Source organism: Streptomyces sp. 4N124 (genome assembly GCF_052245395.1).
Classification (GTDB): Bacteria; Actinomycetota; Actinomycetes; order Streptomycetales; family Streptomycetaceae; genus Streptomyces.
Map to the genome: position 1 here is coordinate 18,670 of NZ_JBQQBS010000040.1, position 20,869 is coordinate 39,538.

General features: G+C 69.8%; 21 protein-coding genes. 7 read left to right on the plus strand and 14 right to left on the minus strand.

Annotated elements, in window-relative coordinates:
- Positions 1-68: 68 nt before the first annotated feature.
- Together ACTWQO_RS32305 and ACTWQO_RS32310 are read right to left on the minus strand one after the other, a co-directional pair.
- The gene (locus ACTWQO_RS32305) at positions 69-746 is read right to left on the minus strand and encodes a potassium channel family protein (protein WP_362948579.1); all 678 of its coding nucleotides are present in this window, start codon (positions 744-746) and stop codon (positions 69-71) included.
- On the minus strand, positions 746-1,417 hold the full coding sequence (locus ACTWQO_RS32310; RefSeq protein ID WP_443240915.1) for an NAD-binding protein: 672 nt from the start codon (positions 1,415-1,417) through the stop codon (positions 746-748). The genes ACTWQO_RS32305 and ACTWQO_RS32310 overlap by 1 nt, the downstream gene beginning before the upstream one ends.
- Positions 1,418-1,846: 429 nt before the next feature.
- On the opposite strand from ACTWQO_RS32310, the gene ACTWQO_RS32315 reads away from it, so the two are divergent.
- The 5 genes from ACTWQO_RS32315 (at position 1,847) to ACTWQO_RS32335 (ending at position 9,353) form a co-directional block, all read left to right on the plus strand.
- Positions 1,847-3,910, plus strand: coding sequence for an APC family permease (locus tag ACTWQO_RS32315; RefSeq protein WP_443240916.1), 2,064 nt, complete (start codon positions 1,847-1,849; stop codon positions 3,908-3,910).
- A 96-nt stretch (positions 3,911-4,006) separates the two neighbouring features.
- Positions 4,007-5,338, plus strand: a complete 1,332-nt coding sequence (locus tag ACTWQO_RS32320; RefSeq protein WP_443240917.1) for a class I SAM-dependent RNA methyltransferase — start codon at positions 4,007-4,009, stop codon at positions 5,336-5,338.
- A 207-nt stretch (positions 5,339-5,545) separates the two neighbouring features.
- Positions 5,546-6,541 carry a permease gene (locus tag ACTWQO_RS32325; RefSeq protein WP_443240965.1) on the plus strand — a complete coding sequence of 332 codons (996 nt, stop codon included), beginning with the start codon at positions 5,546-5,548 and terminating at the stop codon, positions 6,539-6,541.
- Positions 6,538-7,269: a TIGR03943 family putative permease subunit gene (locus ACTWQO_RS32330; RefSeq protein ID WP_443240918.1), complete on the plus strand. Its 732-nt coding sequence runs from the start codon at positions 6,538-6,540 to the stop codon at positions 7,267-7,269. The genes ACTWQO_RS32325 and ACTWQO_RS32330 overlap by 4 nt, the downstream gene beginning before the upstream one ends.
- A 185-nt stretch (positions 7,270-7,454) precedes the next feature.
- On the plus strand, positions 7,455-9,353 hold the full coding sequence (locus ACTWQO_RS32335) for a copper resistance CopC/CopD family protein (RefSeq protein ID WP_443240919.1): 1,899 nt from the start codon (positions 7,455-7,457) through the stop codon (positions 9,351-9,353).
- A gap of 22 nt (positions 9,354-9,375) precedes the next feature.
- Here ACTWQO_RS32335 and ACTWQO_RS32340 read toward each other — a convergent pair whose 3' ends face one another.
- Positions 9,376-10,722 (minus strand): MFS transporter, encoded by a 1,347-nt coding sequence (locus ACTWQO_RS32340; RefSeq protein ID WP_443240920.1) that lies wholly within the window; start codon positions 10,720-10,722, stop codon positions 9,376-9,378.
- A 166-nt stretch (positions 10,723-10,888) separates the two neighbouring features.
- On the opposite strand from ACTWQO_RS32340, the gene ACTWQO_RS32345 reads away from it, so the two are divergent.
- A complete protein-coding gene (locus ACTWQO_RS32345; RefSeq protein ID WP_443240921.1) occupies positions 10,889-11,248 on the plus strand; it encodes an ArsR/SmtB family transcription factor in 360 nt (119 codons plus the stop codon).
- A 71-nt stretch (positions 11,249-11,319) separates the two neighbouring features.
- On the opposite strand, the gene ACTWQO_RS32350 is transcribed toward ACTWQO_RS32345, so the two are convergent.
- The 8 genes from ACTWQO_RS32350 to ACTWQO_RS32385 all read right to left on the minus strand — a co-directional run bounded on the left by ACTWQO_RS32350 (position 11,320) and on the right by ACTWQO_RS32385 (position 16,478).
- Positions 11,320-12,057: a DUF1775 domain-containing protein gene (locus tag ACTWQO_RS32350; protein ID WP_443240922.1), complete on the minus strand. Its 738-nt coding sequence runs from the start codon at positions 12,055-12,057 to the stop codon at positions 11,320-11,322.
- Positions 12,058-12,121: 64 nt separating this feature from the next.
- The gene (locus tag ACTWQO_RS32355) at positions 12,122-12,787 is read right to left on the minus strand and encodes a hypothetical protein (RefSeq protein WP_443240923.1); all 666 of its coding nucleotides are present in this window, start codon (positions 12,785-12,787) and stop codon (positions 12,122-12,124) included.
- Between the two features lie 175 nt (positions 12,788-12,962).
- Positions 12,963-13,340, minus strand: a complete 378-nt coding sequence (locus ACTWQO_RS32360; protein ID WP_443240924.1) for an ArsR/SmtB family transcription factor — start codon at positions 13,338-13,340, stop codon at positions 12,963-12,965.
- The gene (locus tag ACTWQO_RS32365; protein WP_443240925.1) at positions 13,327-13,725 is read right to left on the minus strand and encodes a (2Fe-2S) ferredoxin domain-containing protein; all 399 of its coding nucleotides are present in this window, start codon (positions 13,723-13,725) and stop codon (positions 13,327-13,329) included. The genes ACTWQO_RS32360 and ACTWQO_RS32365 overlap by 14 nt, the downstream gene beginning before the upstream one ends.
- Entirely contained in the window at positions 13,722-14,756 is a 1,035-nt protein-coding gene (locus ACTWQO_RS32370; protein WP_443240926.1) for a WD40 repeat domain-containing protein, read from the minus strand. The genes ACTWQO_RS32365 and ACTWQO_RS32370 overlap by 4 nt, the downstream gene beginning before the upstream one ends.
- On the minus strand, positions 14,753-15,766 hold the full coding sequence (locus ACTWQO_RS32375) for a CobW family GTP-binding protein (RefSeq protein WP_443240927.1): 1,014 nt from the start codon (positions 15,764-15,766) through the stop codon (positions 14,753-14,755). The genes ACTWQO_RS32370 and ACTWQO_RS32375 overlap by 4 nt, the downstream gene beginning before the upstream one ends.
- Positions 15,763-16,053, minus strand: coding sequence for a hypothetical protein (locus ACTWQO_RS32380; RefSeq protein WP_443240928.1), 291 nt, complete (start codon positions 16,051-16,053; stop codon positions 15,763-15,765). The genes ACTWQO_RS32375 and ACTWQO_RS32380 overlap by 4 nt, the downstream gene beginning before the upstream one ends.
- 14 nt (positions 16,054-16,067) lie before the next feature.
- Positions 16,068-16,478 carry a Fur family transcriptional regulator gene (locus tag ACTWQO_RS32385; protein ID WP_443240929.1) on the minus strand — a complete coding sequence of 137 codons (411 nt, stop codon included), beginning with the start codon at positions 16,476-16,478 and terminating at the stop codon, positions 16,068-16,070.
- A gap of 147 nt (positions 16,479-16,625) precedes the next feature.
- Here ACTWQO_RS32385 and ACTWQO_RS32390 point away from each other — a divergent pair, with 147 nt between their 5' ends.
- Positions 16,626-16,775, plus strand: coding sequence for a hypothetical protein (locus tag ACTWQO_RS32390; RefSeq protein WP_443240930.1), 150 nt, complete (start codon positions 16,626-16,628; stop codon positions 16,773-16,775).
- 218 nt (positions 16,776-16,993) lie between these two features.
- Here ACTWQO_RS32390 and hisC read toward each other — a convergent pair whose 3' ends face one another.
- The 3 genes from hisC to ACTWQO_RS32405 all read right to left on the minus strand — a co-directional run bounded on the left by hisC (position 16,994) and on the right by ACTWQO_RS32405 (position 20,831).
- On the minus strand, positions 16,994-18,112 hold the full coding sequence (hisC, locus tag ACTWQO_RS32395; RefSeq protein ID WP_443240931.1) for a histidinol-phosphate transaminase: 1,119 nt from the start codon (positions 18,110-18,112) through the stop codon (positions 16,994-16,996).
- A gap of 107 nt (positions 18,113-18,219) precedes the next feature.
- Positions 18,220-19,461 (minus strand): cytochrome P450, encoded by a 1,242-nt coding sequence (locus tag ACTWQO_RS32400; protein ID WP_443240932.1) that lies wholly within the window; start codon positions 19,459-19,461, stop codon positions 18,220-18,222.
- A gap of 29 nt (positions 19,462-19,490) precedes the next feature.
- Positions 19,491-20,831 carry an aminotransferase-like domain-containing protein gene (locus ACTWQO_RS32405; RefSeq protein ID WP_443240933.1) on the minus strand — a complete coding sequence of 447 codons (1,341 nt, stop codon included), beginning with the start codon at positions 20,829-20,831 and terminating at the stop codon, positions 19,491-19,493.
- Positions 20,832-20,869: the final 38 nt, after the last annotated feature.

Below are 20,869 nucleotides of genomic sequence, written 5' to 3' on the forward strand. Positions count from 1 at the left end.
GTTCTACGACGACGGAGGGCGCCCTGCGAATCGCAGGGCGCCCTCCGTCGTCGTAGACCTGGACCGGCTCAGCTCACCGTGTCCTCGCGCCGCACCGACAGCAGATCCTCCAGCTGCTCCTCGCGGGCCTGGGCCGCCACGAACAGCAGCTCGTCGCCCGCTTCCAGGGAGTCCTCCTGGGACGGGGTGAGGACGCGGTTGCCGCGGATGATGGTGACCAGGGAGGTGTCCTGCGGCCACTCGACATCGCCGACCCGGGTGCCGGCCAGCGCCGACTCCTCCGGCAGGGTCAGCTCGACGAGGTTGGCGTCGCCGTGGCTGAAGCGCAGCAGCCGGACCAGGTCGCCGACGCTGACCGCCTCCTCGACGAGGGCGGACATCAGACGGGGCGTGGAGACGGCGACGTCGACGCCCCAGGACTCGTTGAACAGCCACTCGTTCTTCGGGTTGTTCACCCGGGCGACGACGCGCGGGACGCCGTACTCCGTCTTCGCCAGCAGGGAGACGACCAGGTTCACCTTGTCGTCGCCGGTGGCGGCGATCACGACGTTGCAGCGCTGGAGCGCGGCCTCGTCCAAGGACGTGATCTCGCAGGCGTCGGCGAGCAGCCACTCCGCCTGCGGGACGCGCTCGACCGAGATGGCGGTCGGCGCCTTGTCGATGAGCAGGACCTCGTGGCCGTTCTCCAGCAGTTCGCCCGCGATCGAGCGGCCCACCGCGCCGGCACCGGCAATGGCGACCCTCATCAGTGACCGCCCTCCTCATCGGGACCCTTGGCGAACGCCGCCTCGACCTTGTCGACCTCGTCCGTGCGCATCATCACGTGGACCAGGTCGCCCTCCTGCAGCACCGTCTGCGAGCTGGGCACGATCGCCTCGCCGAGGCGGGTCAGGAACGCCACGCGGACGCCCGTCTCCTCCTGCAGTCTGCTGATCTTGTGACCGACCCAGTCGGTCGAGGCGTGCACCTCGGCGAGCTGGACACCGCCGGTGGGATCGCGCCACAGCGGCTCGGCACCCGAGGGAAGCAGACGGCGCAGCATCTGGTCGGCGGTCCAGCGGACGGTCGCGACGGTCGGGATGCCGAGGCGCTGGTAGACCTCGGCGCGGCGGGGGTCGTAGATACGGGCCGCGACGTTCTCGATGCCGAACATCTCGCGCGCGACGCGGGCGGCGATGATGTTCGAGTTGTCGCCGCTGGAGACGGCGGCGAAGGCGCCGGCCTCCTCGATGCCGGCCTCGCGCAGGGTGTCCTGGTCGAAGCCGACGCCGGTGACGCGGCGGCCACCGAACGAGGAGCCGAGCCGTCGGAAGGCGGTGGGGTCCTGGTCGATCACGGCGACCGTGTGCCCCTGTTGCTCCAAGGTCTGGGCGAGAGCGGAGCCCACTCTGCCGCAGCCCATGATGACGATGTGCACGACCGTCCTTCCGCTGTCAAAGAGTCGTTGACTAGGTCTGAACAGGGTCTCAGACCGCCGCCCAAGCTACACACGCGCGGTCGGCGGAGGGGACCCCCGTGCACGGGTCACTGCGGGTCAGCGGCGGCTGATGCTGCGGACGCTGACCAGGGTCAGGATGCCGAGGCCGACGAGGGCGGCCGCGGCGCCGATCAGCTGGGCGGTGCTGTGCATGGATCCTCCTGAGGTCGGCAACGGCCGGGAGACGGACGGGATTCGGGCGTGAATCGGTCGGGAATCGGTCGGGAAGCAGTCGGGTTTTGTCATATAGGCATAGGTGCGGGACGGCCCGCGGAAACCGCCACCGCACCGGTCCCTGTTTTCACCCGGTGAGCAGATGTGGGGTGGCAGGTGGGCGGCCCCCCGTTCGAACGCCTACGATCCTCTGTTGTGTCCAAACTGACCGACGTGCCCAAACGGATTCTGATCGGGCGCGCACTGCGCAGTGATCGGCTGGGGGAAACACTCCTGCCGAAGCGCATCGCCCTCCCCGTCTTCGCCTCCGACCCGCTGTCCTCCGTGGCCTACGCGCCCGGAGAGGTGCTGCTGGTCCTGTCGATCGCGGGCGTGTCGGCGTACCACTTCAGCCCCTGGATCGCGGTCGCGGTCGTCGTGCTGATGTTCACGGTGGTCGCCTCCTACCGGCAGAACGTGCACGCCTACCCGAGCGGCGGCGGCGACTACGAGGTGGCCACCACCAACCTCGGCAACAAGGCGGGCCTGACCGTCGCGAGCGCGCTGCTCGTCGACTACGTCCTCACCGTCGCCGTGTCGATCTCCTCCGGCATCGAGAACCTCGGCTCCGCGATCCCCTTCGTGGTCGAGAACAAGGTGGTCTGCGCGATCGCCGTGATCGTGCTGCTGACGCTGATGAACCTGCGCGGGGTGAAGGAGTCGGGCAAGCTCTTCGCGATCCCGACGTATGTGTTCGTCGCGGGCGTGTTCATCATGATCTCTTGGGGCGCGTACCGCGGGCTGGTGCTGGACGACCCCATGCGGGCGCCGACGGCGTCGTACGAGATCAAGGCGGAGCATCAGGGCCTGGCGGGCTTCGCGCTGGTGTTTCTGCTGCTGCGCGCCTTCTCCTCCGGCTGTGCAGCGCTCACCGGTGTCGAGGCGATCTCCAACGGTGTCCCGGCCTTCCGCAAGCCCAAGTCGAAGAACGCGGCGACCACGCTGGCGATGATGGGTCTGCTCGCGGTCACCATGTTCTGCGGGATCATCGGGCTGGCCATGGCGACCAAGGTCCGCATGGCCGAGAACCCGGCCGTCGACCTGCTCAGCAACGGCGTCGCGCTCGGCTCCGACTACGTCCAGAACCCGGTCATCACCCAGGTCGCCGAGGCCGTCTTCGGCAAGGGCAGCTTCCTGTTCGTGATCCTCGCCACGGCCACCGCGCTGGTGCTGTTCCTCGCGGCCAACACCGCGTACAACGGCTTCCCGGTGCTCGGCTCGATCCTCGCCCAGGACCGCTATCTGCCCCGCCAGCTGCACACCCGCGGCGACCGGCTCGCCTTCTCCAACGGCATCGTGCTGCTGGCCGGCGCGGCCATCCTGCTGGTGTGGATGTACGGCGCCGACTCCACCCGGCTGATCCAGCTGTACATCGTCGGCGTGTTCGTCTCCTTCACGCTCAGCCAGACCGGCATGGTCCGCCACTGGAACCGCCACCTGGCCACCGAGAAGGACCCCGCCAAGCGCCGCCACATGATCCGCTCCCGCGCGATCAACACCTTCGGCGCCTTCTTCACCGGCCTGGTGCTGGTCGTCGTCCTGGTCACCAAGTTCACCCACGGCGCCTGGGTCGCGCTGCTCGGCATGGTGATCTTCTACGTGACGATGACGGCCATCCGCCGCCACTACGACCACGTCTCCGAGGAACTCGCCGCCCCCGAGGGCCCGAGCGACGACAGCGTACGGCCGTCCCGCGTGCACTCCGTCGTCCTGATCTCCAAGCTCCACCGCCCCGCCCTGCGGGCCCTGGCCTACGCCAAGCTGATGCGCTCGGACACCCTCGAGGCGCTCAGCGTCAACGTCGACCCGGCCGAGACCAAGGCGCTGCGCGCGGAGTGGGAGCGGCGCGGGATCGACGTACCGTTGAAGGTGCTGGACTCGCCGTACCGCGAGATCACCCGGCCGATCATCGAGTACGTCAAGAACGTGCGCAGGGAGTCGCCGCGCGACGCCGTGTCGGTGATCATCCCCGAGTACGTCGTCGGCCACTGGTACGAGCATCTGCTGCACAACCAGAGCGCGCTGAGGCTGAAGGGCCGGCTGCTGTTCACGCCGGGTGTCATGGTGACCTCGGTGCCCTACCAGCTGGAGTCGTCCGAGCTCGCGCGGAAGCGGGCGCGGAAGCGGCAGGAGTGGAACGCGCCGGGGTCGGTGCGGCGTGGTCCGGCGGAGCAGCGTCCGAAGGAGCCGAGTGGGAAGGAACCGAGTGGGAAGGAGTGACGTGCGGCTGAGCACGTAGACTGGTGGGCTGTTGTCCAGCTGTTTCCGTTGATCGCCCGTTCCCTTTTTCCTTTGACGTTGTGGAGTCACCCCGCCATGCAGGCAGAACCGAAGAAGTCGCTGGTCGGGGAGGAGTACGAGGTCGAGATCGGGCCCGTCGCACACGGCGGGCACTGCATCGCCCGTACAGAGTCGGGGCAGGTGCTGTTCGTCCGGCACACGCTGCCCGGTGAGCGGGTCGTGGCGCGGGTGACCGAGGGCGAGGAAGGCTCCCGTTTCCTGCGCGCGGACGCGGTAGAGGTGCTGTCCGCCGCCAAGGACCGGGTCGAGGCGCCCTGTCCCTACGCCGGTCCGGGGCGTTGCGGCGGCTGCGACTGGCAGCACGCCAAGCCCGGCGCCCAGCGGCGGATGAAGGGCGAGGTCATCGCCGAGCAGCTGCAGCGGCTGGCGGGGTTGACGCCCGAGGAGGCCGGCTGGGACGGCACGGTCATGCCGGCCGAGGGCGACAAGCTGCCCGCCGGTCAGGTCCCGGCGTGGCGGACGCGGGTGCAGTACGCCGTGGATGCCGAGACGGGACGGGCGGGTCTGCGCCGGCACCGCTCGCACGAGGTGGAGCCGATCGACCACTGCATGATCGCGGCCGAGGGTGTCAGCGAGCTGGGCATCGAGAAGCGTGACTGGACCGGCATGGAGTCGGTCGAGGCGATCGCGGCGACGGGGTCGCAGGACCGCCAGGTGATCCTGACGCCGAGGCCGGGCGCTCGGCTGCCGCTCGTCGAGCTGGACAAGCCGGTGTCCGTGCTGCGGGTGGAGGAGAAGGACGGCGGTGTCCACCGCGTCCACGGCCGCCCCTTCGTCCGCGAACGCGCCGACGGCCGCACCCACCGCGTCGGCAACGGCGGCTTCTGGCAGGTCCACCCGAAGTCCGCGGACACGCTCGTGACGGCGGTCATGCAGGGGCTGCTCCCCCGCAAGGGCGAGATGGCGCTCGACCTCTACTGCGGCGTCGGCCTCTTCGCCGGCGCCCTGGCCGACCGGCTCGGCGAGAAGGGCGCGGTGCTCGGCATCGAGTCCGGCAAGCGGGCCGTCGAAGACGCCCGGCACAACCTCGCCGACTTCCCCCGCGTCCGCATCGAGCAGGGCAAGGTCGAGTCGGTCCTGCCGCGCACGGGTATCACCGAGGTCGACCTGATCGTCCTCGACCCGCCGCGGGCGGGAGCGGGCCGGAAGACGGTCGAGCACCTGTCGTCGCTCGGCGCGCGTCGTATCGCGTACGTGGCGTGCGATCCGGCGGCGCTGGCACGGGATCTGGGGTACTTCCGGGATGGGGGGTATCGGGTGCGGACGTTGCGGGCGTTCGATCTTTTTCCGATGACTCATCATGTGGAGTGCGTTGCCATCCTCGAACCGGTGGCGAAGGGCTCCTGACCTGCGGTTTGTACGTCGGTCGTGGGTTCAGGAACATCAGGATGAGGCGCTGACGCGTCTCTGACCGCTTCATGTGCCCCACAGGTTCGTGCCGGCCAGGGCACAGCGGGCATCGTTACCCTCCGGCGGACGCTACGGTGGCGCGGTGCGGGGCGGGATGCAAGGGGCGCGGTGAGTCAGGAAAGTCGCGAAGAACCGGTGCGGGGACTGGCCGACGGAATCTGGCTGGTCGCCCGCACCCTCGTTTACATCGTGCTGGGCGGCCTTGCCCTGATCACGGTCCTCACGGTCGGCTCGGTCCTCGGCCCGATGCTCGCCCTCGACCTCTACACCCCGCCTGTGGCCGCCTGGTGGACGGTCTTCACGGCCGTGGTCGTCCAGGGCGTGCCGTTCCTGATGCTCGGCACGCTGGTGTCGGCGGCGATCGCCGCCTTCGTCCCCGAGCGGTTCTTCACCCGGCTGCTGCCCCGCAATCCCGCGCTGGCCGTGCCTGTCGCGGGTGCCGCCGGCGTCGTACTGCCGGGGTGCGAGTGCGCGTCCGTGCCCGTGGCGGACAGCCTGATGCGGCGCGGGGTCGCCCCGGCCGCCGCCCTCGCCTTCCTGCTCTCCGCGCCAGCCATCAACCCGGTGGTGCTGGTCGCGACCTCCATCGCCTTCCCCGGCCAGCCGGCGATGGTCGCCGCCCGCCTCCTGGCCTCCCTCGCCACCGCCGTCGTCATGGGCTGGCTGTGGGTGCGGTTCGGGCGGGAGGAGTGGCTGCCGCAGCGAAGGCCTACGGCGTCCAAGGCGCCGTCGGGCGGCGGGCGCTGGGGCGAGTTCCGGTCCGGCCTGCAGCACGACTTCCTGCACGCGGGCGGGTTCCTGGTGGTGGGTGCGGCGGCTGCGGCGACCTTCAACATCGTCGTACCGAGGTCGGTGCTGGACGTGTTCACCGGGTCGGCCTGGCTGTCGGTGCTGCTGCTGGCCGTTCTCGCGGTGGTGCTGTGCGTGTGCAGTGAGGCGGACGCGTTCGTCGCGGCTTCGCTGAGCGGGTTCTCGCCGACGGCGCGGCTGGCGTTCATGGTGGTGGGGCCCATGGTGGACCTGAAGCTGATCGCGTTGCAGGCAGGGACGTTCGGTCGGGCCTTCGCGGTCAGGTTCTCGGCGATGACGTGGGTCGTCGCGGTGGTGAGCAGTGTGCTGGTGGGGTGGTGGTTGCTGTGAGGCGGTACGGTCCGGCGGTGGTTCTGGTCCTGTGCGCGGGGGCGGTGCTGCGGATCTCGTTGTTCAGCGAGCTGTATCTGCGGTACGTGCAGCCGGGGCTGCGGCCGTATCTGATCGCGTCGGGTGTGCTGCTGCTGGTGCTGGGGATCGTGAGCGCGGTCGCGGTCGGCCGGGCTGCCCGTAGCGGTGTGGGCCACGAGCACGACGAGCAGGGACACGGGCACGACCACCGCCACGGTCCCCGCGTCGCCTGGCTGCTCGTCGTCCCCGCGCTGGCCCTGCTGCTCTTCCCGCCGCCCGCCCTCGGCTCGTACAGCGCCGAGCGGGAGGCGGCCAGGTACGCCGCTCAGGGCATCGGTACGTTCCCCGCGCTGCCCCAGGGCGACCCGGTCGACCTCACTCTCAGCCAGTTCACCTCCCGCGCCCTTTACGACAGCGGCCGGACGATGAAGGGCCGCACGATCCGGATGACCGGGTTCGTCACCAAGGACGACGACGGCACCTGGTATCTGACCCGGCTCCTCATCTCCTGCTGCGCCGCCGACGCACGGCCGGACAAGATCGAGATCCGCAAGGCCGACGCCCCTGCCGTCGACAGCTGGGCGACCGTCACCGGCACCTGGATCCCGAAGGGCAAGCTCGGCTCCGAGGCGGCGTGGCCGCCCGTGCTCGCCGCCGCCGATGTCAGGCAGGTCGAGCAGCCCGAGAATCCCTACGAGAAGCGGTGAGTGGTCGGGGCCGTTCACCGACCCGGCGTCCGGGTGATCGCGGGCGCCGTCGCAGGTCCGGTGAACGAGGCCGCCGGATCGGCCGTACGACATCACGAGCGTCGCAACCCGACGGCCGTACCGCACCGACATTTGAGGAGGCCGACCCTTTGAGCCTCAGGCCAGCTCGTCGTCCGGGTCGCCGAGTGGCAGCCCTCGCCCTGCTCCTGGGTGCGGCTTTCGCCTTGCTGCTCGCCGGTGCCGGCCCCGCCGCCGCACACGCCAAGCTGCGCTCGACGGACCCGGCTGCGGAGACGGTGCTGAAGTCCGCGCCCACCCAGGTCACCATGACCTTCACCGAAGCGATGACGCTCGCCGAGGACTCGATCAAGGTCTACGCGCCCGACGGCAGCCGGGTGGACACGGGAACCACGGCCCACGTCGGCTCCGACACCGCAACCGCCCGGGTGGCGTTGCAGAGCGGTCTCGTCGACGGCACGTACACGGTGTCGTGGAGGGCGGTGTCCGCCGACAGCCACCCCATCGGCGAGGCGTTCGTGTTCTCCGTGGGCAAGCCCTCGCCGACGAAGGCCGTCGCCGTCGACGCGCCGCCGGGAGAGGGCCTGGTGGGCACCCTGTACTCAGTCGCCCGGTACGTCGCCTACCTCGGCTACGTCCTCGCGGTCGGCGTCGGCGCCTTCCTGCTGGTGTGCTGGCCGGGCGGTGCCACTCGGCCGCGCCTGCGACGGCTGCTCCAGGCCGGCTGGTCGGCCCTGCTGCTGTCCGGCCTCGCCCTGCTGTTGCTGCGCGCTCCCTACACCTCCGGCGAGGGGCTCGGTCAGGCTGTCGACCTGACCGCCCTGCGCGCGACCCTCGACACCGGGCCGGGCTCGGCCCTGTTCGTACGGCTCCTGCTGCTCGGCGGCGCCGGTCTCTTCCTGGCCGTACTCGCAGGCTCCGCGTTCCGTCCCGACGGCGACGAGTCCGATGGGTCCGACACGGCGGACCGGCCGCCGCTGGGCAGGAGTCGGCCAGGGCTGATCGGGGTCGGCGCGCTGATCGCCGTGGCGCTGGCCGGGACCTGGGCCGCCACCGGACATGCCGCGGCCGGCTCGCAGACCACGCTCGCACTTGCGGCGGACGCGTTGCACCTGGTGGCGGTCGCGCTGTGGCTGGGCGGCCTGGCCGCGCTGGTCGGCGTTCTCTTCCGTACCCCTGAGGGTGAGCCGGCGCCGGCGGAGGCGGTGACCCGCTTCTCCCGGCTCGCGTTCGCCGCCGTGGTGGCCCTCGTCGTGACGGGCCTCTACCAGTCCTGGCGGCTGATGGGCTCCTTGGACGCTCTCGTCTCCACTCGCTTCGGCACCCTGTTGCTGCTGAAGACGGCCGTCGTGGTGGCCATGCTGGGAGCGGCGGCGTACTCGCGCCGCTGGACGGCCCGGCTGCGGAAGCCGGTCGCAGAGCGGGCACCGGGGCGACCGGCACTCGCCATGGCGGCATCGCGCGCGGTGGCGTCCGCGTCCGCGCAGGACGCGGAGAAGGACCTGGCCCCCGAAGCCGAAGCCGAAGCCGAAGCCGGGGCCGTTGCCGCGGGGGCGGGGGACGGCGGGGACACCGGCGGACCGATCCGGCGGCTGCGACGCTCGGTCGCGGTCGAAGCCGTCCTCGCTCTCGTGGTCCTGGGGATCACGACTCAGCTCACCGTCACCACCCCCGCACGCACCGAAGCAACCTCCGCAACCGCGTCCCCGCCCACGGTCGCTCAGCCCACCGGGTTCAGCCGCACGGTCCCCTTCGACACCGGCGCCGAGTACGGCTCCGGCAAGGTCCTCATCACGCTCACCCCCGCGAGCACCGGCCGCAACGACCTCCAGGCCGTGGTCTTCGCCGCCGACAACGGCATCTCCTCCGTCCCCGAACTGCGCATCACGTTCACCCACGCCGAGCGCGGCATCGGCCCGCTCGATGCCGGTATGAAGGAGGTGGGCGGCTACTGGCGGGCGGGAAACCTCCAGCTCCCCGCGGCCGGGAAGTGGGAGATGTCGGTGAGCGTCCGCATCTCCGACATAGACCAGGCCACGGTGACGACGACCGTCAAGGTCAGCTGAGGCGCAGCAGACCCTCGTGGCGTCACACGCGGGCGGCCACCACGGGATGCGACTCGTCCGCCGCGTAGTCGTGGCTGTGCCTCCAACCCCCCGCCACCCGCGTGGCATCGGTGAGATGGGGGTGGTCGTCGTGGAGGTCGGTGTGCTCGTGAGCGACGGGCGCCGGCTCCCGAGCCGGCCACAGCCGCACCGCCAGCAGCGAGGCGAACAGCGCGATCGCGCCCAATGCGACCACGGCCGCGCCCAGCCCGGCCTCGGCGCCGAGCCAGCCTGCCAGCGGATACGTCAGCAGCCAGCAGCTGTGCGACAGCGAGAACTGGGCGGCGAAGGCGTCCCTGCGTTCCCCGGCCGGCGCCGAGCGACGGATGAGCCGGCCGGTCGGCGTGAGCACCATCGAGCAGGCGGCACCGAATACGGCCCACAGGGCGAGCAGCGCGGGCCAGCGCCAACTCCCGTCCCGCACGGAGGTGATAGCACCGAGCCCGGCGAAAACGACGGCCAGCAGCAGTGCGCCGCGCAGCATCACCACCCGGTCCGTGACCCTGTCCAGGATGCGTGGCAGGCCGAGCGCCACGACCATCGAACCCGCACCGAACGCCCCCAGCGCGAGGGGTACCGCGCCCGTCGGAAGCCCCAGGAAGTCGCGTACGTAGACGACGGAGTTGACGGTCACCATCGCGCTCGCGGAGGCGACCGCGAGGTTCAGGGCGAGCAGGGCACGCAGGTGCGGGACGGCGAAGAAGAGGCGGGTGCCCGCCGTGGCCTTGCTGTAGGCGCCGCCGGTGCGTGGGGCCAGGGTGGGCTTCGGAAGAACTGCCGAGACCACCAGCACGGCCGAGGCGAGAAAGCCCAGCACGGTGCCGGCGAACAGCCAGTTGTAGGTGATCACGGACAGCAGAGCGGCCGCCAGCGCGGGTGAGAACAGGTTCTCCAGGTCATAGGCGAGCTGGGACATGGACAAGGCCCGCGTGTAGTCGCGCTCCTCGGGCAGCACGTCCGGGATGACGGCCTGGAACGTCGGCGTGAACGCGGCCGAGGCGGACTGGAGCAGGAAGACCAGGACGTACACCTGCCAGACCTGGTCCACGAAGGGCAGCATCAGCGCGACCCCGGCGCGTATGAGGTCGGCCGACACCATCAGCGCCCGGCGCGGTATTCGATAGGCGACCGCGCTGACGGCCGGAGCGATCGCCACGTACGCCACCATCTTGATCGCGAGCGCGGTGCCGAGCACCGAACCGGCGTCGGCGCCCGCGATGTCATACGCCAGCAGCCCGAGCGCCACCGTGGCGAGGCCGGTGCCGACGAGGGCGATGACCTGGGCGGCGAAGAGGTGGCGGTAGGTGCGGTTGCGCAGGACGGCGAGCATGCGGGCGGCTCCTGGGAGGGGCGGTCCGGGCGGTCTGGTGCGTTCGGTCTCGACTCGGGATCTCGACGAGTGTAGCCGTCATGTGCGCACCTGCGCACATGACGGCTGGAAGTCGACGGGCGGTGACTGGACCCCCACCCTTGCGGTGTGGCTCTAGGCTGACCTCATGCCTGAAAGCCACCCCGTCTCACTTGCAGCCGATGCGCATCTACGCGCTCCGGACAGCGCGCGGCTCGCCGAGGCGACCGGGGTGTTCGCGATGCTGTCGGACGCCACCCGGCTGCATCTGCTGTGGCTGATCGCGCAGGGTGAGTCGGACGTCGGCTCGCTCACCGCGCGGTGCGACGCGTCGCGCACGGCGGTCAGCCAGCACCTGGCGAAGCTGCGGCTCGCCGGGCTCGTGGACACCCGCCGCGAGGGGCGGCACATCTACTACCGCCTCAGCGACGGGCATCTGCGCCGCCTGGTGGTGGAGGCGCTCAGCCACGCGGACCACCGGGTGAGCGGGAAGGCCCCGCACGACTGACTCGACGGGCAGGCCGGGGCCCTCGCGCCCCGAACCGCCCGGAGTGCAAGGGCCCTTGAAGCGTGCTCCGACTACTGCTGGGCGCTGCCCCGGCGGCGCACGATGAAGACCACGGCCGCCGCCACGACGAGGATCGCCGCGATGATGCCGGTCCAGGCACCCGCCGACAGCCCACCGTCGTCACCCTTCTCGGTGTCCGCTGCCTGCGGGGAGGGCGAGATGTCCGTCTCCTCGGCGGTCGGGGTCGGGGAGGCGGAGGGGCTCTCCGACTCACTGGGCGAGGGGCTGACCGGCTTCGCGCCGGGTGCGGCGGCCTTCAGCTCCAGGACGGGAGCCTCGTTGCCATGGCCGCCGCCGCTGGACTCGCTCAGCTCGATCCAGCGGTCGATCTTGCCGTCGCTGTAGGTCTGCAGCGTCTTGAACGCCAGCTCCTTCGCGTCCGGGAGCTGCCGGACGACGACCGAGTACTCGGCGTCCTCGCCGGTCTTCACGGCCGGGCCCTTGACGGTGTAGCCGTCGTCGGTGGCCGCGAACTTCCAGCCCTTGGGTCCCTCGCCGTACGTCACGTCGGCGGGCGTGATGCCCTCGGGCAGGACCACGCGCAGCTCGGTGATGCCGGCCGTGGCGGACTCCGACTCGGCGACGAAGGCGAGTTCGACGTTCTCGGCGAGGGCCTGGGCGTTGTCGGACTCGACCTCGACGTGGGCGGCGGCCGGCACGGCGCTGAGGAGGAGCAGGGCGGTGGTCGCGCCCGCCGCGAGGGTCAGGCGGCGTGCGGCGCGGTGCTTCGCCTTGATGGCACGGAACATGGATGTCTCCAGGCGTGGGGGAGTGCGGGACGGCGGCGCTCATCGGAACGACCGCCCGGCATGGTCAGGTGGCGAGAGTGAGCCCTGCCTGGGGAGGCCCTCTCCGTACCACCGTGTCCGTGAGCGCCGCGTCGTCGGGCGGCGGCCGTTCCAGCCATGCGAGGGCGTGCGCCGGCAGCCCTTGATCCGCCGACAGGGCCGGGCGGTCACCGAGCAGCGCCCGGATCGTCGCGATCCGGGCGCGGGTCGCGTCGACCGCCGTCGTCAGCCCGCGCGCCAGTGACCAGCAGACGGTGTCCGCGCGGTGCAGCAGCACGGCTACGAGTACCGCCGCCGCGGCGTGTACGGCCGTCATGGCCAGCGAGTCGAGCATGCTCTCGTGCCATGCCTGGTGGGCGTCGGCAGCGTGGTGCATGTGGCCGGGCATGACCATGGAGGCCGACGCGCCGCCCACGTGCGTGGTCATCAGCCACACATGCAGCCCTGCCTGGGCCGCCCCGCACGTCACCACCACCGTGGCCAGCGACCGGGGTCGCCGCGTACCGACGAGACCGACCCCGAAGAGCACCAGGGCCGCCAGTGCACTCGGCCGCCAGGGCGCGGGTTCCTCGGCGATCAGATGGTGCGCGCTCACTCCGAGCACCGTCCCGACGCCCGCGAACACGGCCGCCCGTACAACGGGAAGCGGCGCGCGGCGCGACGGCATACGGAGTGAGCTGGGCATGGTCATGGCCCGCCCATCATCGGACATCGCCGACCTCGGCCGGAGGCCGGATCCGCAAAGAGGTGTCTCGTCCGGAATTCCGGCATTCGCTTTGTTCACGACGGCCCTACGCCCTGGGCGTCGTGGCGGCCTTGATCGCGCCGGCGCTGCTGCTGTGGGCTGGGCGAGGTCGGTGCGCGGTTCAGCCAGGGTCGCGCAGGTCGAGGCGCAGGTGCTCGATGTGGTGGACAGCCTGGTCGAGGAGCTGGGCGACGTGGTCGTCGTAGAGGCGGTAGACGATGCGGCGGCCGTCGCGTTGCCCGGTGACCAGGCCCAGGGCGCGCAGCAGCCGCAGCTGGTGTGAGACCGCTGACTGTTCCATGCCGATGGCGGTGGCGAGTTCGGTGACCGAACAGGCCGCGTGGCGCAGGGTGGCGAGGATCAGCAGCCGCGAGGGGGTGGCCAGGGCCTGGAGCGTGGTGGCGACGGAGGCCGCGGTGACCTCGTCGAGGCGGGCGGCCGCGATGACGTCACGGCCGCCCGCATCCCCGTTGGGGCGAACGGGCTCAGCCGCGTGCACGGGCTCGGGCCTCGCGCGGCGGGCGGACGAACTGCAGCTCCAATGTGGGTGGGGGAGCGGCGAGGCCGGGTCCGCCCGCGGCGGCCCAGTCCAGCAGGTCGCCGGTGCAGTCGTCGTCCATGGCGAAGCCGACCCAGACCGCTCGGCCACCGGCCCGGCGTCCGGCGGCGGACGGCTGGACGACGATGACGTTGGCCTGGTCGCAGGGGCCCAGGCAGTCCGTCGTACGGACCTGGAAGCCGTGCTCGGCCGCGCCGGCCCGCAGCCGGTCCAGCTGCCAGGCGTGATCGGTGCCGGGGTATTTGCGTGGATTTCCGCAGCAGCAGCCTCGGCACACGACCAGCGTGCACGGCCGGTTGGCCGCTCGGATCACCGAACGGTTCACAGCTCCGCCCGCGAGGGCACGGTGTGGGCGCGGACGCGTCCGTCGCGGTACGCGGTGACCAGCAGATGCGGCCCCGCCCAGGCCACCGCGGCGACGGGCGAGTCGGCGTCGTCCAGTACGCGGACGGGCCGTAGCCGGTTGGCCGGCTGTCCGGCGGTGGCGTACCAGAGCGCGACCGTGCCGTTGTGACCGCCGCTGGCGAGATGCCCGCCCGAGCCCGGCCGCCAGGCGAGCGCGGTGATCGTCTCGTGGCAGCGCAGTTGACGCGGCGCGGTGCCGGCCGGGCCCTTGCCGGAGAAGTCCCAGACCGTCAGATCGGGGGCGCCGTCGGCGGCGAGCCAGCGTCCGGTGTCGTCGAAGGCGAGGCGGGAGACCTTCTCCGGGTAGCCGGACATGGTCAGTTCGCTGCCGTCCCGCGTGCGCCAGATATGAATGGAGGCGTCCTGGTTGCCGCTGCAGATCCACTTGCCGGTGGGGGCGACAGCGAGCGCGAGGTGCGAGCCGACGTAGGGGTACGTCACCACCGGCTGGGGCGTGTGCCTCTCGTGTCCGCGCACGGCACCGTACGCGGCGACCGCCAGCCGCCGCCCCTGGCGCAGCCACGCCAGGTCGGAGACGGTGGACGCGGCACGCTCCGTACGCCACAACTCGCCACCGTCCGCGTCCCGTACGACCGCGACCCGCCCGGAGGCGACGGCCACGCGTTCGTCGTCGGCCCAGGCGGCGGACGACGCCCAGGCACCGGACTCACGGACATGGACGCGTCCGTCCGACCGGCGCCACAGCGCGTACCCCATGGGCCCGGTGACCGCCAAGTTCACGGCAGCGGGGGAGAGTTCGACCTTCAGGGCGCCGCCAGGAAGCTCAAGTGCCCCCATCTCGGCGCCCATCGCCGCGTCCAGGACCAGTACCGTGCCCTCGGCTCCGGCGACGGCCACGAGGTCGCCACGTGCGCTGAGCGCGACGGGTGCGTCGTCGACGGTGATCTCCCAGGCGATGGACAGCGCCTGGTCGGCTGCGGTGAGGCTCACGCGGCTGCTCCCGCGGTGGCGAGGCAGTCGGCGAAGCCGCGCTCCAGTTCGTCGCGGTCGAGGTTGCGGCCGATGAAGACCAGCCGGTTGCGGCGCGGCTCGTCGGCCCGCCACTGGGCGCCCTCTTCACCCATGAGCAGCATGTGGACGCCCTGGAAGACGTACTGCCTGCTCGAACCGGCGATCGCGAGGATGCCCTTGGAGCGGAAGATGTCGGCGCCCTTGGTGCGCAGCAGGTTGCCGAGCCAGGCGTTGAGGCGGGCGTCGTCGACCTCGCCGTGCACCTCGATGCCGACCGAGGTGACGGTGGTGTCGTGCTGGTGCTCGGTCTCGGTGAGGAACGACGGGTCGTCCTTCAGCACCCGGTCGAGGTCGAAGGCGCCGACGTGGAGGATCTGCTCGAGGTCGACTTCGGCGTTCCTGGCGCGCAGGATCTGCACCGGCGTGTTGATCGCCTTCACCCGCTTCTCGACCTCGGCGATCGTCGCCTCGTCGACCAGGTCGGTCTTGTTGAGCACGATGCGGTCGGCGAAGGCGATCTGTTCCACGGCCTCGTTCTCCACGCCTTCCGGCTTGACCTCGTCGAGGTGCTGGAGGACGTGGGCGGCGTCGACGAGGGTGACGATGGCGTCCAGGCGCAGCTGGGCGGCGATCTCGTCGTCCATGAAGAAGGTCTGGGCGACGGGAGCGGGGTCGGCGAGGCCGGTGGTCTCGATGAGGATGTGGTCGAACTTCTCGCGGCGGCGCATCAGGGCACCCAGGATGCGGATGAGGTCTCCGCGGACGGTGCAGCAGATGCAGCCGTTGTTCATCTCGAAGATCTCTTCCTCGGCGTCGAGCACGAGGGCGTCGTCGATGCCGATCTCGCCGAACTCGTTCTCGATGACGGCGATCCTGAGGCCGTGGTGTTCGGTGAGGATGCGGTTGAGCAGGGTGGTCTTGCCGGAGCCGAGGAAGCCGGTGAGGACGGTGACGGGGACGCGGCCGTCCACGGGGGTGGGGGCAGTCATGCGGAGTGGGCTCCTTCGGGGGCGGTGGTGAGCAGGACGGCCTTGAGGTCGTCCTCGGTGATCTCGTCGCTGGGCTGGTGCAGGGTCCAGCGGCGGGCCGGGCCGTTCATGGGGAGGACGGCGACGACCGTCTCCAGCGGCGGGCAGCCCGGTTCGGTGCAGGTGAGTTGGCGGATGACGACGGCGGTGTCCTCGTCGAGATCCAGCAACGTGCGCACGGTCTCCTTCAGTTCGCGCAGCCGAGGGCTCGGCGTGGCGGGGTTTCCGGGCCTGAATCCCAGGGGCATGGCGGCAGTTCTCCTCAATCGACGGCGGGTTGACAGCCGGCGCAGACGCCGGTGAGTTCGACGATGTGCTCCACCCCGGCGAATCCGGAGTCGGCTGCGATCCGTCCCGCCCACTCCTCGACGACCTCGGAGTCCACCGGTCGGCTGAAGCCGCAGGTGCGGCAGATGAGGTAGTGGCGGTGCCAGGTGTCGGGCCGCCATCTGTAGAGCCGTTCCCCGGCAGCGGCTTGAGCGACATCGACCTCGCCCGCGGCCTCCAGGTCACGCAGCGCCCGGTACACGGTGGTCAGCCCGATCCGCGTACCGTCGTCGGCCATGCGGGCGTGCAGGTCCTGCGCGGACACGAAGTCACGGCAGTTCGCGAGGGCTTCCAGGAGCGCCGAGCGCTGACGGGTCGGTCGCTGTCGGACGGTGGGGGCGCTCACAGCGGTTTCACCTCCAGCGTGGGTGCCGAGTCGCCGCCGCCAGAAACGCTAGATGAAAATGAAACCCATGTCCATATGAATGCCGGCTCATGCATCTCGCGCCGGAGCTCGCAGCCGCTCTTGGGGGTGGGTCAGCGGTATGCATCTGTGGCACCGGGCGCTGCCGTAGCGGCGGTCGGGATCGTCGGCGGCATGGTCGCGGCCGAAGTCGTGGACGAGATCGGCGAGTTCTTCGAGGGCGAAGAAGAACGACCTCAAGAGCGGCGCCTTCCGCGACGCGAGTCGTCCGGTCAGTAGGCCGTGCGCCGCATCCGCAGCGGCCGCCGCGCAGTCCCGTTCGGAGGCGCACACCTCAGCGCTCGCGTTTTCTGGATCTTCCCGGCCTTGACAGCAGACCCGGTCGTGCAGGCGGTCGTGGAACTCGGCGTTCAGGCCCTTGTCCCGTCAGCGCCGGAAGAAGGCGTACGCGGTCCGCGCGGGGAAATCCGCGGAGCGCACTTGATCAAGCCATGTGGTCAGGGGTGGCTCGGCGTGGTGGGGAAGGTGCCCGATGCCGCGAGGAAGGCGTCGTTCTCCGCGGGAGAGCCGATCGAGACGCGGACTCCCTCGCCCGCGAACGGCCGAATCGCCACTCCCGTCGCCGCGCAGTGACTTGCGAAGGCGAGAGCCTGGTCGCCGAGTTGGAGCCAGAGAAAGTTGGCGCTGCTGGAGGTGACGTGCCAGCTCTGTTCGGTCAGGGTGTGGTGGACTCGCTCGCGTTCCTTGACCGTGGTCTCCACGCGGGCCATCAGGGCCTCCTCCGAGCGGAGAGCGGCGATCGCCGCGGCCTGCGCGACGCCGTTCACGCAGTAGGGGAGGAAGGCCTTGCGAAGGGCCTCGACCACGGTGGGGTGTCCGACCACGAATCCGATCCTGAGCCCGGCCAGGCCATATGCCTTGGAGAAGGTGCGGAGGACCACCACGTTGGGGCGCCCGGGCCGGAGAGCGAGGCCGTCGAGGACGTCGTCGTCGCGCACGTACTCGATGTAGGCCTCGTCGATGACCACCAGGCAATCGGCGGGGACCCGGTCGAGGAAGGTCTCGATGTCGGACCGGGAAATCACCGTACCCGTGGGGTTGTTGGGGTTGCAGATGAAGATGAGCCGCGTCCGGTCGGTGATTGCGGCGGCCATCGCGTCGAGGTCGTGAGCCCCGTCCTTGAGCGGGACCTCTACCGGCGTGGCACCGGAGAGCCTGGTCAATATCGGGTACGCCTCAAACGAGCGCCAGGCGTAGAGGACCTCCCCGCCGGGCTCCGCGACCGCCTCCAGAAGCATCTGGGAGACACCGACAGAGCCGCAGCCGACGGCGACGGTGTCCTCTGGCACGGCGAAGCGTGCGGATATCTCGGAGATCAGGTCCGCGCAACTGTTGTCCGGGTAGCGGTTGATGCCCAGCGCCGCCTCTTGGATCGCCTGCACCACCGCGGGGATCGGCTCGTACGGGGACTCGTTGGCGGACAGCGGGAAGGAATGCCCCTCCGGTGAGCGTACGGGCTTGCCCTGCTTGTAGCTCACGAGCTTGTCGAGTGCGGAACGGATGCGGGGCAACTGCTCGGCGGCGTCGACAGTGGCGGAAGCGGGGGGAGCAGACATGCTTGTTCTCCTCCTTGGACGTTGTTCCAGTGGGTGAGGACAGGCGCAGTCCGTTGCGGTCACGGAGTCGATCGCCCACTGCGCCCTCCAAGTGGCTTCGGGCACCACTATTCCGCAGCGGATCGGCTGGGAATGAGGGAGACCGGCAGGCTGCTGTATCCGCGGAGGAACGTCGAGTAGAGCGCCTTGGGGTCACCCATGAGTTCGATCCGGTCCACCCTGCTGATGAGGGTCTTCAGTACGGCAGTGATTTCGGCTCGCCCGAGGTAGGACCCGAAGCAGAAGTGGGGCCCGAATCCGAAGCCCAGGTGCTTGTTGGGAGTCCTTGCCAGGTCAAAACGGTGCGGGTCCGAGAAGACGCTTTCGTCGCGGTTCGCGGACGTGTTCCAGAGGATGACGTGGTCACCTTCGCGGATTGTCTGGCCGCCGAGGGTGACTTCGGCCGTTGCGGTACGACCGATGTGCATCGCCGGTGTCGTCCAGCGCACGATCTCCTCGACCGCGCTGGCTGTCGAAACGCGGCCCTCCTTCAATGCCAGCCACTGATCGGGGTGCTGGGAAAAGGCGAGCAGGGCACCGACCATGGCCAGGCGACTGGTGTGATCTCCCGCGAGGATGAACCCATAGCAGTTGACGACCACTTCGTCATCGGTCATCGGCTCCCCGTTGATCCGGCAGGTGGCCATCGCACTGATCAAGTCGTCCTGCGGGTCTTCGCGGCGGGCCTCGATGATCTCCTGGCAGTAGATGAGGAGTTCGTTGCGAGAGAGCCAGACGTCCTCTTCGGTCTGCCCCTCGTCGTCGGCGCTGACCGTATCCCGACTCAGGTCGAGCACGTACTTGTGATCCGTCGACGGAAAGCCCAGCAGATCGCAGATCGTCCCCATGGGAACCACTTCCGCGACCTCCTTGGCGAAGTCGAAGGTCCCGGTGCCGACGGCGGGACCGAGGACATGGTCGACCCGCCGCTGCAGTTTGTCCGTCACTCCTTGGCGGATCCGGGGGCTGAACGCCTTCAGCAGGATCGTCCGCATGGCATTGTGGCGCGGCGCATCGGTGAGCGCCAGGATCTTGCCGGCCGCCGGATCCCCGCCGGGCTTGTGCAGCGAGGACATCATGTTCCCGGGCTGCGAGCTGAATCGCTCGGGGTCCTGCAGAACCGCCATTACGTCCGAGTGGCGGGATACCACCCAGAATTCTGACCCGCGGTCCGTGGCCGGGTGCAGATATACGGGCTGCTCGGCCCGAACGCGCCGCCAGAAATCTTCCATGTCAGTATGCAGGAAGGTGCTCGGGTCCGTGAGGTCCACGCTATTGAGATCGTCGGCGAATATGCCTTTGTTCGGCATGGAAATCTCCTGGCCTTCAGAATTGGTGACTACTGCGTAGATATTTCCTTGCCTGAAAGATCGGCGATCAGCATCGCCAGTCGATCCAGTCCAGCTTCAATCTCGTCCGGCGACACCACGCTCACCGACAGGCGTAGCTGATTCTCGCCGCCACGGCCGTCGTAGAAATGGCTCATGGGTGTCCACAGGACGCCGTACTTACTGGCCCCATATTCCAGTGCGGCGTCGTCGGCAATAAACGGAACGGTGACCACCACGAAAAACCCACCGCCGGGCGTATTCCATGAGACCTGGTGATTTTCGCCCCGGGGGAACCGTCGGCCCATCCCCTCCAGCAGCAGCCGCAGATTTCGGCTGTAGAGCTGTACTTCTCTGGTGTTTGCTTTGACCAGACTGCAGTCATGCTCCAGCAGCTTGCCTCCCGCAATGGCCTGGGCCAGGGGTGAGGTGTTGACGGTGAGCATGCTTTTGATCTTGGACAGCTCGTCCGCGAACAGCGTGGAGCCTCCATCCGCACCAGCCACGCGCTGATCCGCGACCGCAAAGCCAACCCTGACTCCGGGAAAGCAGGTCTTGGCGAGCGAGCCGAGATAGATGACCCGCCGCGAAGTGTCGAGGGCCTTCAGTGTGGGCAAGCGCTGACTGTCTTCGGCCTGGAACAACCCATACGGATTGTCCTCGAGGATCAGCAGATCGTGCTCCGCCGCGATGGCGAGCAATGTGTGCCTGGCCTCCAGGTCGAGGCTCGCGCCGGAGGGGTTGGCGAAGTCCGGGACGAGGTAGAAGGCCCGTGGCCGCTTCCCCGCGGCGCGCACCGCCTCGATCTGCTCGACCAAGTGGCCGAGGTCGACGCCGTCCTCGTTCTCCCGCACCGCCCAGAGGGGCATGTCCACCAGCCTCGCGGCACCGGCCAGTCCGACGTAGCCCGGCGAAACCGTCAGCACGACGTCGCGCTCGTCCATGCGAAGCGCCCGGAGCACCAGGAACATCGCCTCCTGGCAGCCGACCGTGACGACGATCGACTCCGGGTCGACGTCGATGCCCTCGTCACAGGCGAGATTCCGGGCGAGCAGCTCGTGAATGATGCCCTTGGTCCGACCGTACTGGAAGAGGGTGCGGCGTATGAGTTCTGCGTCCGCGCCTACCTCGGCCGCCAGGTAGTCGCAGAAGATCCGCAGATATCGAGGAAGATCGTCGACGTCGAAGAATTCCTCACTGGGCCGGCCGGCAGCGAGCGAAATGGCCTCCGGGAAGCGGCCGGCCACCTCGTTCAAGAAGTTCATGGAGGCGAGCGCCGGATCCCGGAGCGCCGCATGCAGTCGATCCGTGCTCAGGTCGGCGGCCAGAAGTGCCACTCCACTGTCGTTCATGCGACCTCGTTTCCCTGTGAGGAACAGCGACCCCGCGA